Source organism: Thioclava sp. ES.031, assembly GCF_002563775.1.
Taxonomy (GTDB): Bacteria; Pseudomonadota; Alphaproteobacteria; order Rhodobacterales; family Rhodobacteraceae; genus Thioclava.
Window position 1 is genome coordinate 963,781 of sequence record NZ_PDJO01000001.1, and the last position, 13,636, is coordinate 977,416.

The window sequence follows — 13,636 nt, forward strand, 5'->3', positions numbered from 1 at the left end:
CATGAGCAAGAGCGTATCTGACATCATCGCCGAAACCCTCGTTTCGGCGGGGGCGCAGCGCGTCTACGGGATCGTGGGCGACACGATCAATCATTTCACCGATGCGGTGCGCCGCTCGGACCTGAGCTGGGTCCATGTGCGCCACGAAGAGGTCGGCGCGCTCGCGGCGGGTGGCGAGAGCTACATGACCGGGGAGCTGTCGGTCTGCGCGGGGACCACCGGGCCGGGCAGCCTGCATTTCGTGAACGGCATTTTCGAGAGCCACCGCAACGGCGCGCCCGTGGTGCTGATCGCCTCCAATATCGAGCGCGCGGAGGAGGGCTTGGGCTTCCCGCAGGAGGTCGATCAGAAGAAGATCTACGAACAGGCTTCGGTGTTCTGCGAACGGATCAGCCATCCCGATCAGGCGCGCCGGATCACCGCGCAGGCGGCGCAGGCGGCGCTGACCAAGGGCGGCGTCGCGGTGGTCATCGTCAATGGCGATATGTTCCGCGAGACGTCGACGGACGATCTGCAATGGGCGGTGCATCGCCCTCAGCCGGTGATGCGCCCCTCCGATGCCGATCTCGACGCGTTGGCCGGCATGATCGCCGAGGCCGAACGGATCACGATCTACGCGGGTATCGGCGCGCGCGGGGCAGCGGGCCAAATCCGGGCGCTGTCGGAGCGGCTCGCGGCCCCGGTCGCGCATACGACGCGGGCGAAGGAATTCATCGAGCCGGACATGCCCAACAATGTCGGTATGACCGGGATTCTGGGCAATCGCGCGGGCATGGAGGCGATGGGCGACTGCGATCTGCTGCTCTGTCTGGGCAGCGATTTCGCCTATACGCAGTTCTATCCCGGCAAGGCCAAGATCGTGCAGCTCGACATCGATCCCACCCGGCTGGGCCGCCGCGCGCCGATCCATCTGGGACTTGCGGGCGATGTCGGCGATACGATCGACGCGCTGCTGCCGCGCCTTGCCCCGCGCGAGACCGGCAGACATCTCGACCGGGCGCTGAAAGCCTATGCCGATGATCTCAAGGGGTATCTGGAAAGCGCGGAAGAACCCGACCCGAGCCTGATCCACCCGCAGCACCTGACCGAGCTGCTCGACCGGTTCGCGGCGAAGGATGCGATCTTCACCGCAGATGGCGGCTCGCCGATGGTCTGGCTGCTGCGTCACCTCAGTGCCAATGGCGAGCGGCGTTTCCTGACCTCGCTGCTGCACGGCACGATGGCCAATGCCTATCCGCAGGCGCTTGGCATTCAGGAGGCCTACCCCGAGCGTCAGGTGATCGCGATGTGCGGCGATGGCGGGATGACCATGCTGATGGGCGATCTGCTGACGCTGGTGCAGGAGAAGCTGCCGGTGAAGCTCGTGGTCTATAACAACGCCTCGCTGGGCTTTGTGGAGATGGAACAGCGGGTCGAGGGGATGCTCGACGCCTTCACCGAGCTGCACAATCCCGATTTCGGCGCGATGGCGCGGGCGATCGGGATGGAAGGGATGCGGGTCGAGAGCGCGAGCGACCTCGAAGGCGCGGTGCGCGACTGGCTCGCCGCTCCGGGGCCTGCGCTGCTCGATGTGAAGGTGAACCGGATGGAGCTGGTGATGCCGCCGAAGATCAAACCGGCACAGATGGGCTCGACCGCGCTCTTCGGCGTGAAGGCGGTGCTCAACGGGCGTGCCGATGAGGTGGTTTCGCTGATGCGCGACAATTTTCTGCGCTGACCGGGGCCGGGGCTAAACGCAGCCGCCGCAAGGGGTTCGCGGCGGCTGCTGCCCGACGGAGACGAGTGTGGGGAATCTCCGTCAGGGTCTCGTGCTGTCCCCCGAGGGACAAAACGGACGAAATCCCCGGCCCGAGCGCGCTGCACGCATTGTCTCGGCACGAAGGCGTCCAAATGTCTATGCTGCGCGAAGGCTGACCCGCCAAGGGGAGGCTGATCGACGGCAACAAGGGGCATTTGCACAGGATGGAACCCGTCACGCAACCGTAATCCTGTCGCACGGAGCGGATATTCGCCTGTGGTGCCGAAGGAACGGGCAAAGGACAGGGAACAGGAGGGGGACATGGACGAAACGGCGCGGATATTGGCAGAGGCCGCGCGCCTGCTGGAAATCACGCCGCGACGGGCCGAGCCGCTGGCGGGCGGCGACCTGAGCCCGGTGCTGGCGCTGGACCTGCCGACCGGAGAGCGGGTGATCGTGAAGGGCGGTCCGCACCCCGATATCGAGGCGAGGATGCTGCTGGCGCTGGCTGAGGCGGGGGCGCGCGTGCCGAAGGTGATTGCGGCGTCTCCGATCTGCCTCGTGATGGAAGCCCTGCCGCAGAGCGGTGGGCTGCGGGGCGCGGGGTGGCTGGAACTGGGCGAGGCGCTCTTGCGCCAACACCGTGCGCCGGGGGCACCGGAAGAGGCGCCCTACGGCTGGCCCGACGATTACGCCTTCGGCCCGGTGCCGATCCCGAACGCAGCGCGCCCGACATGGCCCGAGTTCTGGGCCGAGGCACGGCTGCGCCCGTCGCTGCCCGAACTGCCCGTGCCACTCGCGCGCCGTGTCGAAACGCTCGCCGCGCAGATCGACGAGCATCTGCCGCCGCGCCCGTTCCCGTCTTTGCTGCATGGCGATCTCTGGGCGGGGAATGTGCTGGCCGATCGGGGGCATCTGAGCGGGCTGATCGACCCGGCCTGCTATTACGGCGACGGCGAGGTCGATCTCGCAATGCTCCATCTCTTCGGCGCGCCCGGGCCGGAATTCGCCGCTGGCTACGGCACGCTTGAACCCGGCTGGCAGGCGCGCCGGACGATCTATCAGCTCTGGCCCGCGCTGGTGCATCTGCGCCTGTTCGGTTCGGGCTATCACGGGATGGTGGCGGGGCTCTTGGACCGGAGCGGCGTTTGAGAACGAAAACGGCCGCCCCGAGAGGCGGCCGTTTCAAGTCATGATGTCAGCCGATCACTCGGGCAGGATGCGCACGCCGCCCTTCGCCGCCGAGCTGGCCAGCAGCGCATAGGCCTTGAGCGCGGTGGAGACGGCGCGCTTGCGCGGCTCTGCCGGTTTCCACGGCAACGGCCCCATCGCCTCGCGCCGCGCGGCCAGAACATTGTCGGCCACGGCGAGGTTGATCGTGCGGTTCGGGATGTCGATCTCGATGATGTCGCCGGTCTCGACGAGGCCGATCGTACCGCCTTCTTCCGCTTCCGGGCTGACATGGCCGATCGAGAGCCCCGAAGTGCCGCCCGAGAACCGCCCGTCGGTCAGCAGCGCGCATTTCGCACCGAGGCCCTTCGATTTGAGGTAGGAGGTCGGGTAGAGCATTTCCTGCATCCCCGGACCGCCGCGCGGGCCCTCGTAGCGGATGATGACCACTTCGCCCTCGACGACCTTGCCGGTCAGGATGCCCGACACCGCGTCGTCCTGGCTCTCGAACACTTTCGCGGGGCCCGAGAATTTCAGGATCGAGTCATCGACACCTGCGGTTTTCACGATGCAGCCCTGCTCGGCGATATTGCCGTAGAGCACCGCCAGACCGCCATCCTGCGAGAAGGCATGTTCCGCGGTGCGGATCACGCCGTTTTCGCGGTCGCGGTCGAGCTCCTTGTAGCGGTTCTCGGTCGAGAAGGCCTGGGTCGTACGCACGCCGCCCGGGGCGGCGCGGTAGAACTGGTCGGTCGCGTCGTCATTGGCGACCATCACGTCCCATTTCGACAGCGCCTCGGCCATCGTTTCGGAATGCACGGTGCGCACATCTTGATGGATCAGCCCGGCGCGGTTCATCTCGCCAAGGATGCCCATGATGCCGCCCGCGCGGTGCACGTCTTCCATGTGGACGTCCTGCTTCGCCGGCGCGACTTTGCAGAACACGGGAACCTTGCGCGACAGGCGGTCGATGTCTTCCATCGTGAAGTCGACCTTGCCCTCATGCGCGATCGCCAGCAGGTGCAGCACCGTGTTGGTGGACCCGCCCATCGCGATATCGAGGCTCATCGCGTTCTCGAAGGCTTCAAACGTCGCGATTTCGCGCGGCAGCAGGCCCTTGTCTTCCAGCTCGTAATGGCGGCGCGTGATCTCGACGATCTTGCGGCCTGCTTCGAGGAACAGCTCTTTGCGGTCGGCATGCGTCGCCAGCATCGAGCCATTGCCCGGCAGCGCCAGACCCAGCGCCTCGGCCAGACAGTTCATCGAGTTCGCGGTGAACATGCCCGAGCACGACCCGCAGGTCGGGCACGCGGCCTTCTCGATCGCCAGCACGTCCTCGTCGGAATATTTGTCGTCGGCCGCAGCCACCATCGCATCGACCAGATCGAGGTCGTGACCGATGATCTCCGCGCCTTCCTTGCCGGCCTCCATCGGGCCACCCGAGACGAAGATCACCGGGATGTTCAGGCGCATCGCGGCCATCATCATGCCGGGGGTAATCTTGTCGCAGTTCGAGATACAGACCATCGCATCGGCGCAATGCGCGTTGACCATGTATTCCACGGAGTCCGCGATCACTTCGCGCGAGGGCAGCGAATAGAGCATCCCGTCATGGCCCATCGCGATCCCGTCATCGACGGCGATGGTGTTGAATTCCTTCGCGACACCGCCCGCGCTCTCGATCTCGCGCGCGACCATCTGGCCAAGATCCTTGAGGTGGACGTGACCGGGCACGAACTGCGTGAAGGAGTTCACGACCGCGATGATCGGCTTGCCGAAGTCGTCATCGGTCATGCCGGTGGCGCGCCACAGACCGCGCGCACCCGCCATGTTGCGGCCATGGGTGGATCTACGGGAACGATAAAAGGCCATAAGTTTTCCGTTTCTGTCGCGCCCGATGGGACTCGGGCAATTTCCTGTCGCGGGCCTGAATATAACATGGATCGCCCGATGAACAGTGGCGAGATCGCGCGGGTAGGCTGTGCAATGGTGCGAGATGTTGGGGGAGGGGCGGTAGGCGCGCGCTTGCGTCCGAGCCGCCCGCGCCAAGAGGTGCCGGAAAGCTTGCGCATCCGCTCCTCACGCCTACCTTTCACGCGATGCCCGACACCGCCGCCACGCCCCTCCTGCCGCAACGCTTCGCCGACTGGTTCACCAGCCGGGGCTGGCAGCCGCACAGGCATCAGCTCGACGTGCTGGCCGCGCGCGAAGATACGCTGCTGATCGCGCCGACCGGGGGCGGCAAGACGCTGGCGGGGTTTCTGCCGTCGCTCGTCGATCTGGCCGAGGGATACGAGGGGCTGCACACGCTCTATGTCTCGCCGCTCAAGGCGCTGTCCAAGGACATCGCCCGCAACCTGCGCGCGCCGGTGGACGAAATCGGGCTGGACCTGCGGATCGAGGATCGCACCGGCGACACATCGGCCACGCAGCGTCGCCGTCAGCGGGTCGATCCACCGCAGATCCTGTTGACGACGCCCGAAAGCCTCGCGCTGATGCTGTCCTACCCCGAGGCCCCGAAGATCTTCGCGGGGGTGAAGCGGGTGGTGCTGGATGAGATCCACGCGCTGGCCGAAAGCAAGCGCGGCGATCAGTTGATGCTGGGTGTCGCGCGGCTGCGCTGCCTGTCGCCGGACCTGACCGTCACGGGGCTCTCGGCCACGGTCGAAGCTCCGCAGGCGCTGGCCGATTTCATGGGCGGCGCGCGAGTGATCATGGCCGACCCGGGCCCGCCCCCCGATATCGAGATGCTGCCGACCGAGCGCCCCGCACCTTGGGCTGGCGGCGGCGGACGGCACGCGGCGCGCGACGTGATGGCGGCAATCGAAAACGCACGTCTCAGCCTTGTTTTCCTGAATACCCGCGCGCAGGCCGAGCTGTTCTTTCAGGCGCTCTGGGAGGTGAACGACACCGCTCTGCCGATCGGGCTGCATCACGGCTCGCTCTCACGCGAGGCCCGCCACAAGGTCGAGGAAGCGATGGCCAGCGGCGAGTTGCGCGCGGTGGTCTGCACCGGCTCGCTCGATCTGGGGCTCGACTGGGGCGATGTCGATCTGGTCCTGCAGGTCGGCGCGCCGAAGAATGTCAAACGCCTCGTGCAACGGATCGGGCGCGCCAATCACCGCTATGACGAGCCTTCGCGCGCCCGCATCGTACCGGCCAATCGCTTCGAGATCGTCGAATGTGCCGCCGCCTTGGAGGCCGTGCGCGAGAACGATCTGGACGGCGGCGGGAGGCGCTGGCGCGGGCCGCTCGACGTGCTGTGCCAGCATATCCTGCTGACCGCCTGCGCCGGGCCGTTCGAGGCGGATGCGCTTTATGCGGAAGTGCTGCGGGCGGGGCCCTACGCGAATTTGTCACGCGCGGATTTCGACGCCTGTCTGGAATTCTGCGCGACGGGTGGCTACGCGCTGCGGGCCTATGACCGCTGGCAGCGGCTGTTGCAGCGTGATGGCAAATGGCAGCTCCGCGATCCGCGCGCGACCCGCGATCTGCGGATGAATATCGGCACGATCACCGAGACCGAGAAGCTGAAAGTCCGCCGCAAATCCCGACGCGGCGGCACGCCTCTGGGCGAGGTTGAGGAAGGCTTCGCCGCGTCTCTCACCCCCGGCGATACCTTCCTGATCGGCGGACAGGTGGTGCGCTACGAAGGTCTGCGTGAGATGGTCGTCGAGGTCACGAATGCCGCCACCCGCGAGCCGAAGATCGCCGTCTTCTCAGGGCTGAAGATGGCGACCTCGCTGGAGCTGTCGCGGCGGGTGCAGTGCCTGATCGCCACGCCCGAGGCCTGGGAACAGCTGCCGCCCGACACCCGCGAGTGGCTGGCGCTGCAGCGCGAGATTTCCACGCTGCCCGCCCCCGGCACGCTGACCTGCGAGACCTTCCTGCGCGGCGGGCGGGCGTTCTTCTGCCTCTACGGTTTCGCCGGGCGCAACGCGCATCAGACCCTCGCGCTGCTGCTGACGCACCGGATGGAGCAGGCGGGACTCGGGCCGCTCGGCTTCGTCGCGACTGATTACGCGCTGCTGATCTGGTCGATCGACCCGGTCGAAGATCCGGCGCCGCTGCTATCGGCCGATGGGCTGCGGGAAGGTCTGCGCGACTGGCTGGAGAGCAACGCGGTGATGAAGCGCGCGTTTCGGTCGATCGCGACCATCGCGGGTCTCATCCAGCGCAACCTGCCGGGGCAGCGCAAATCGGGTAAACAGGCGACGTTTTCGTCCGATATTCTCTACGACACGCTGCGCCGCTACGACCCCGATCACCTGCTCTTGCGCATCACCCGCGAGGAGGCCAGCCGCGGCCTCGTCGATTTCGAGCGGATCGAGGAGATGCTGGCCCAGGGGCAGAGAATCGTGCATATCCGCGCCCCGCATGTGACGCCGCTGGCCGCGCCCCTGTTGCTCGAACACGGGCAGGTCGGCATTCGAGGCGGCACGGGCGAAGCACGGCTGATGGAAGAAGAGGCGCAGGCAATGATGCGCGAGGCGGGGCTGGAATGAGAGAGATCACCTTCGCGGGGCAGCGACTCATCGCGCAACCTTCGGGCGCGCTCTATTGGCCCGGCGAAGACGCGCTGATCGTGGCCGATCTTCACTTGGGCAAGTCCGAGCGGATGGCGCGGCGCGGCGGCGCGCTGTTGCCGCCTTTCGAGAGCCTCGACACGGTGATCCGGCTGGAGGCCGAGGTGCTGCGCTTGCGCCCTGCGCGGCTGATCAGCCTTGGTGACGCCTTCGACGACGATGCGGTCGCGAGCGAAATCGCCCCCGAGATCGCGGGGCGTCTGACCCGCATCGCGGTGCAGACCGAACTGCTATGGATCGCGGGAAACCATGACCCGATCGGCCTTGGGCAGACCGTGGAGGAGACGCAAATCGGCCCGCTCACCCTGCGCCATATCGCAGGGCAGGGGCCGGACCTGTCGGGCCATTACCACCCGAAAGCCAAGATCGCCCGGCGCGCGTATCGGGCGTTTCTGGTGGGGGCCGATCACCTGATCCTGCCCGCTTTCGGCACCTATACCGGGGGCTTGGATTGCGACGGGCCGGAGCTGTCGTCGCTGGTCGGGGCAGGCATCGCTGTGCTGACCGGGCCGGGTATGCCGGTGCGTCCGTTCGGTCAGAGCGCCGCGCGCCAGTCGCGATAGCCCGCGCGGACCAACGCTTCGCGGGCGGCGATGAAGCCGGGGCGCTCGGGCTCGGGGTCGGGGATCGGCTCGACATGCGCCAGATCGGCCAAGCCCAGCCCGTGCTCGCGCCGCCCCGCCCGGATCAGCGCCAGATACCATTCGAACGGCGCAATCCCGTCCCGGCGCTGTAGCGCGCGATAGGTGAAGGCGCGCTGGCCATCGTCGAGCACAAGCGCGATCTTCTCGTAATGCAGCCCCGCGCCTTCGGCGGCATCGAGCGCGGGAATGTCGCTCTCCGTGATCTCGAACAGCACCCCTTGGGTGCGCGCGTCGCTTTCGGTGATCGTGGCCTTCGTGCTCCCGTCGCGCCCGCGCTTCGAGAAATCGAGCGAATGTCCGGGAACCTCCGCCAATCCGAGCACGCGCGCCGAGGGGCAGCGCGCGGCGAGCCGAGAGGTCAGCAGGTTGGAGCCATAGGCGAGGTAGGGGATCATCCGCTCACCTGTAAGGTCATCGCGAATGTCTCCTGCGCGCCGGGCCGCAGCATCATGCTGTCGGGACGCGCGGCCAGTTCCGGCCCGGCCCCTTCCGCAGCAGGCAGCCCATGCCACGGCTCAACGCAGATATAGGGCGCACCGGGTTTCTGCCACAGCGCGAGATTGGGCAGGTTGGAAAAGCGGAAATCGAGCACCGGCGCCCCGTCGGCGAGGTAGCGCAGCCCGTCCCCCGCGCCTTCGGGGAAGATCATCGCATCGTCCTCATACTGCGCCGGATCGAGGGTCAGCGCGCCCGCCGTGAAGGGCGAGGGCATTCGTGCGCGCCCCAGCATCCCATCCGCGAGCCGCGCCAAGGCAGGCTCCGCCCCGTTTCGCAGCTCGATCCGATGCGGACCGGTCGCGCCGGGCAGCGGCCAGCGGAAGGCCGGGTGAAAGCCGAAGGAAAACGGCATTTCCCGATCGCCCGTATTGCTGACCGTGGCGGTGACGCTGAGTTCAGCCCCCACGACCTCGTGGACGATCTCGAGCCGGAAATCGAACGGGTAGGCGGCCGTCTCCTGCGAGGGTTCGAGCAGGTGGCAGCAGCGGCTCTGCGTCAGCTCGGTCACGCGGAAGGGCAGGCGGCGGGCAAAGCCATGCTTGGGGATCGCGTGAGGCGTGCCGTCGATCGTTACCCCGTCGGGCGCGGGAAGGCCGACGATGGGGAACAGGATCGGCGCCTGCCCACTCCACCAGGCCGGGTCCCCCTCCCAGAGCAACTCCTGCCCCTGATAGCTCAGCCCCTGCATCTCGGCGCCCAAATCGGCGATGGTGACGCTGAGGCTTTGGGTCGAAATCTGGGGCATGTGTCGGGATCCGGAGGTTGTGACGTGTCGCGCCTTGGTATCGCGCCGCCGGAGATGATCCAAGCCCGTGTCCGTTTCGTGCCGAGCGAGGGGGTGAGCCGGGAAGAGCGGCTTTCCAGTGGAAGGACGCCCCGGCGAACGCCCGGAGCGCGAGCGAAGGGCCGGACGGGCGCGTGTGATGAGAGATGAGGGCAGCGCCCGAGCCTTGGGTGGGCGCTTCGCTGTCGTTTGGTTTGAGCGCTTTATCTCGCAAGCCCGGAGGACGGGGCGGCTGCGGGCTGCGTCGCCAATGCGCCCTCCCGGGGGGAGGGTCGGGCGCTGCCCGGGCTGGTCGCCCGGGCGGGGTCCCTCTCATGCTGTTTCGCAATAACTCTTAGCTTGCGTAAAATTCGATCCGCGTCGTCTAAAGCGCCAAGGATCGCAGGGGCATCAAGCGCTAAGACTTTAGGCCTTTCATTTTTTGGAGCGGCCTCCAACATTATCGAGCCTTCTAAAGCCCCATGCACTCCATGAACTGCAAGGTGACGGAATTTGAGATTGGCTTCGATCCATTCCCCAAGGCCAATCAATTCAGGGTCGTTCAGTCCTTGGCGGGCTAAGCCTTCTAGGCTGGCCTTTAGCTTCTTTACTAACTTTCCGGTATCCATACGGAGTTTGTCAGTGCGTGCGATCGACTCGTCTGACGTCTTTTCTAGCCCTTCGGCCAGGCAGACAAGACGCGCCGCCCACAACTCGATCCGAGCGCAGGTCTGCATGTAGATCCCGAGCGCGAGCAAATAGTCGTCAGGTAAATCCTCTTGGACCTGATAACGAGGCTCCGTCACCGCGCCTCCTCAAACATCCAGCTCCTCCACGAACTGCGCGTTCTCCTGAATATACTGGAATCGCAGTTCGGGCTTTTTGCCCATCAGGCGCTCGACCAGATCGCCGGTCTCGTTCGGCTCGTCGTCGTGGATCGTGACCCGGATCAGCTTGCGCGTGTCGGGGTGCATCGTGGTTTCTTTCAGGTCCTTCGCGTCCATCTCGCCCAGACCCTTGAAGCGCTGCACGTCGATCTTGCCTTTGCCGCCCAGACCCTTCTCGAGCATCGCGTCCTTCTCGGCGTCGTCGGCCACGTAGATACGCTTGGCGCCCTGGGTCAGGCGATAGAGCGGTGGGCAGGCCAGATAGAGGTGCCCCTGGTCGATCATCGGGCGCATCTGGGTGAAGAAGAAGGTCATCAGGAGCGAGGCGATGTGGGCTCCGTCCACGTCCGCGTCGGTCATGATGATGATCTTGTCGTAGCGCAGATCGTCGACGTTGAACTTGGTGCCGAGGCCCACGCCGAGCGCCTGAGTCAGATCGTTGATCTCCTGGTTCGAGCCGAGCTTGGAGCTTGCCGCGCCCAGCACGTTGAGGATCTTGCCGCGCAGCGGCAGCAGCGCCTGGTTCTTGCGGTCGCGCGCCATCTTGGCCGAACCGCCTGCCGAGTCGCCCTCGACGATGAACAGCTCCGTGCCCGAACGGTTCGTGGCCGAGCAATCGACCAGCTTGCCGGGCAGGCGCAGCCGCTTGGTGGCCGATTTGCGCTGGGTCTCTTTCTCCTGCCGACGCTTGAGGCGTTCTTCGGCGCGCAGCACGAGGAAATCGAGGATCGCACCGGCGGATTTCGTATCCGAGGCCAGCCAGTTGTCGAAGTGGTCGCGCACCGCGCCTTCGACCAGACGCTGCGCCTCGACGGTGGCAAGGCGGTCCTTGGTCTGGCCCACGAATTCCGGCTCGCGGATGAAGCACGAGACGAGCGCGCAGCCGCCGGTGATCAGGTCGTCGCGGGTGATCTGCGCGGCCTTTTTGTTGTTCACCAGCTCGCCATAGGCGCGGATGCCCTTGAGGATCGCCGACCAGAAGCCCGCCTCGTGGGTGCCGCCCTCGGGGGTGGGCACGGTGTTACAGTAGGACTGGATGAAGCCGTCGCGCGACGGCGTCCAGTTGATCGCCCATTCGACCGAGCCCGGCACGTTGAACTTCTCGCGGAACTCGACCTTGCCCGAGAAGGGGCGGTCGGCATAGGTGCTGGCGCCGCTCAGCGTCTCGGTCAGGTAATCGGCGAGGCCGCCGGGGAAGTGGAAGGTGGCCTCGGTCGGGGTCTCGCCGTCATCGATCTCGGATTTCCAGCGAATCTCCACGCCCGAGAAGAGATACGCTTTCGAGCGCACCATCTTCAGCAGGCGCGCGGGCTTGAAACGGTGATGACCGAAGATCTGCTCGTCGGCATGGAAGGTGACGGTGGTGCCGCGGCGGTTCGGCGCCGCACCGATCTTCTGCACCGGACCTTCGGGAATGCCGCGCGAGAAGCGCTGTTCATACAGCTCCTTGTTCTTGGCGACCTGAACGACCATCGAATCCGACAGCGCGTTGACCACCGAGGCGCCCACCCCGTGCAGACCGCCCGAGGTCTCGTAGGCGTCGCCCGAGAACTTGCCGCCAGCGTGCAGCGTGCAGAGAATGACTTCCAGCGCGGATTTGCCGGGGAATTTCGGGTGCGGGTCGATCGGGATGCCGCGCCCGTTGTCGCGGATGACGACGGAGTGGTCCTCGAGCAGCTCGACCTCGATGCGGTTGGCGTGACCGGCCACCGCTTCGTCCATCGAGTTGTCGAGCACTTCGGCCACCATGTGATGCAGCGCGCGCTCATCCGTGCCGCCGATATACATGCCGGGGCGTTTTCGCACGGGTTCGAGACCTTCGAGCACCTCGATCGCGGAGGCGTCATAGGAATCGGTCTGGGGCGTCAGAAGATCGTCGGCCATGCTGCTCGCTTTCTCTTGTAGTTTTCTAAACAAGAGATACCGCAGGTTGGGGCGGAGGAGCAAGAACACCCCACCGCCCCGATCCGCTTCGAAAGCCCCACACCCCCGAAAACGTCCGGCCCTTACGCGACGCGCGCCATGAGCAGCATCGACCCCACCGCCATCGCGATACCGAAGACTTCCCGCAAGGCGAGTTTTTCACCGAACAGGACGACTCCCATCGTCACCAGAGCCATCAATGTGAAAAGCGCCGGGGCCACGCCCGTTTGTGCCAGCGACACATGCCGCATAGCCAGAAACCAACCTGCTGCCGAAGCGGCGTAAAGCACGCAACCTAGGAAGACAGACGGCGAATGCAGCGCGTGGCCCTTCTCGCCGGCAGATTTCAGAACGAAATCACCAGCGATCACGATCAGCGTCGCACCCAAACACAGGCTGTATCCAAGCAAAGCAGACATGGTTACCTCGAACCCTCTTCACCCCGACAAAATGACGTAAGGGAAGCTGCATTGCTAAGAGGAATTCACCCCCGCTGCGGAAAACCCGACCACTTGGTCAGGGAGACCTGACTGAAAGGCGAAGTTGGGTTGAGCGCCTGCCCATCGCTTGAGCAGAGCGCGCATCCGCGTTGTCTTTCTACACACCGTTCGACCTAGGCGCGGCGCGGAGTTCGCCGAATCAAAACGCCTCGGCTTCGCGCTTCTCCCACATCGCCTGGAAGGCTTTCCGGCTCTGGCACAGCTTGATCCAGCTTTGCAGGCGCGGGTAGGGGGCGAGGAAATCCGGGTGGTCCTGCCCGTAGCGCAGAACCTCCGCGAGATTGAGATCGGTCACGGTGAACCGGCCGCCCACGATATGGCTATGCGTCTCGAGATGGGTCTCGAGCGTGGTCAGCGGCCGGGCGAGCTTCGAGCAGAGAGATGCGATCTCGGCCTTGCCCTCGGGCGTGTCCTGCTCCTTGCGGCGATAGACGAAGCTGAGCGCGAGCGCGTCGGTCTCGATCCAGGTCGCGGCGAAGAGCGCCCATTGCTCCATTTGCGACAGTTCGCGCTCGTGCGCAGGGGCGAGCGGGCCACCCGCCTTGCGTGCGAGATGCAGGTTGATCGCGAGCGACTCCGTCAAGATCAGCCCGTCTTCCTCCAGCACCGGGATCGCGCCCATCGGCGAGAGCTTGCGGAACTCGGGCGAGCGGGTGTTGAGCGGCACCTCCGGCGCGAGCGGATCGGAGAAGCGGTTCGCCTGCACGACTCGGCGCAGACGGAACGGCAGGCACAGCTCCTCGAGCAACCACAGCGCCCGGCTCGCCCGCGAATGATAGTTGCCATAGATCGTGATCATGTCCGTTCCTTCGCTTCGCTCGATTTTTGTGGCGTTTTTGCCGCCGGGGGCCCAGCAGACACGGGTTTTTGATGCGTATCAAGGCACATCACGCGGGATTGCGCGATGCTCCGCAAGGTTCAGCCAAC

Annotated in this window: 11 protein-coding genes; 4 read left to right on the plus strand and 7 right to left on the minus strand. The window is 65.8% G+C overall.

What is annotated here, in order from left to right; translation table 11 throughout:
- Nucleotide 1: 1 nt before the first annotated feature.
- The gene (locus AXZ77_RS04685; RefSeq protein WP_098410245.1) at nt 2-1,717 is read left to right on the plus strand and encodes a thiamine pyrophosphate-dependent enzyme; all 1,716 of its coding nucleotides are present in this window, start codon (nt 2-4) and stop codon (nt 1,715-1,717) included.
- 342 nt (nt 1,718-2,059) lie between these two features.
- Nucleotides 2,060-2,890 carry a fructosamine kinase family protein gene (locus AXZ77_RS04690; protein WP_098410246.1) on the plus strand — a complete coding sequence of 277 codons (831 nt, stop codon included), beginning with the start codon at nt 2,060-2,062 and terminating at the stop codon, nt 2,888-2,890.
- Nucleotides 2,891-2,944: 54 nt separating this feature from the next.
- On the opposite strand, the gene ilvD is transcribed toward AXZ77_RS04690, so the two are convergent.
- Nucleotides 2,945-4,780, minus strand: coding sequence for a dihydroxy-acid dehydratase (ilvD, locus tag AXZ77_RS04695; protein WP_078519789.1), 1,836 nt, complete (start codon nt 4,778-4,780; stop codon nt 2,945-2,947).
- A 227-nt stretch (nt 4,781-5,007) separates the two neighbouring features.
- Between ilvD and AXZ77_RS04700 the strand changes: the two genes are divergently transcribed.
- Entirely contained in the window at nt 5,008-7,413 is a 2,406-nt protein-coding gene (locus tag AXZ77_RS04700) for a ligase-associated DNA damage response DEXH box helicase (protein ID WP_098410247.1), read from the plus strand.
- Nucleotides 7,410-8,057: a ligase-associated DNA damage response endonuclease PdeM gene (pdeM, locus tag AXZ77_RS04705; RefSeq protein WP_098410248.1), complete on the plus strand. Its 648-nt coding sequence runs from the start codon at nt 7,410-7,412 to the stop codon at nt 8,055-8,057. The genes AXZ77_RS04700 and pdeM overlap by 4 nt, the downstream gene beginning before the upstream one ends.
- On the opposite strand, the gene AXZ77_RS04710 is transcribed toward pdeM, so the two are convergent.
- The 6 genes from AXZ77_RS04710 to AXZ77_RS04735 form a co-directional block, all read right to left on the minus strand.
- Nucleotides 8,030-8,533, minus strand: coding sequence for a gamma-glutamylcyclotransferase family protein (locus AXZ77_RS04710; protein WP_098410249.1), 504 nt, complete (start codon nt 8,531-8,533; stop codon nt 8,030-8,032). The two genes, pdeM and AXZ77_RS04710, sit on opposite strands and share 28 nt — an antisense overlap.
- Complete coding sequence (locus AXZ77_RS04715; RefSeq protein ID WP_098410250.1) at nt 8,530-9,381, minus strand: aldose 1-epimerase family protein; 852 nt, start codon at nt 9,379-9,381, stop codon at nt 8,530-8,532. Before AXZ77_RS04715 ends, AXZ77_RS04710 begins: the two co-directional genes overlap by 4 nt.
- Before the next feature lie 242 nt (nt 9,382-9,623).
- Nucleotides 9,624-10,205, minus strand: coding sequence for a hypothetical protein (locus tag AXZ77_RS04720; protein ID WP_098410251.1), 582 nt, complete (start codon nt 10,203-10,205; stop codon nt 9,624-9,626).
- Nucleotides 10,206-10,214: 9 nt separating this feature from the next.
- Nucleotides 10,215-12,170 (minus strand): DNA topoisomerase IV subunit B, encoded by a 1,956-nt coding sequence (gene parE, locus AXZ77_RS04725; protein WP_098410252.1) that lies wholly within the window; start codon nt 12,168-12,170, stop codon nt 10,215-10,217.
- A gap of 122 nt (nt 12,171-12,292) precedes the next feature.
- Nucleotides 12,293-12,628 carry a hypothetical protein gene (locus AXZ77_RS04730; protein ID WP_141536225.1) on the minus strand — a complete coding sequence of 112 codons (336 nt, stop codon included), beginning with the start codon at nt 12,626-12,628 and terminating at the stop codon, nt 12,293-12,295.
- 220 nt (nt 12,629-12,848) lie between these two features.
- Complete coding sequence (locus AXZ77_RS04735) at nt 12,849-13,508, minus strand: glutathione S-transferase family protein (protein WP_098410253.1); 660 nt, start codon at nt 13,506-13,508, stop codon at nt 12,849-12,851.
- Between the last annotated feature and the right edge of the window lie 128 nt (nt 13,509-13,636).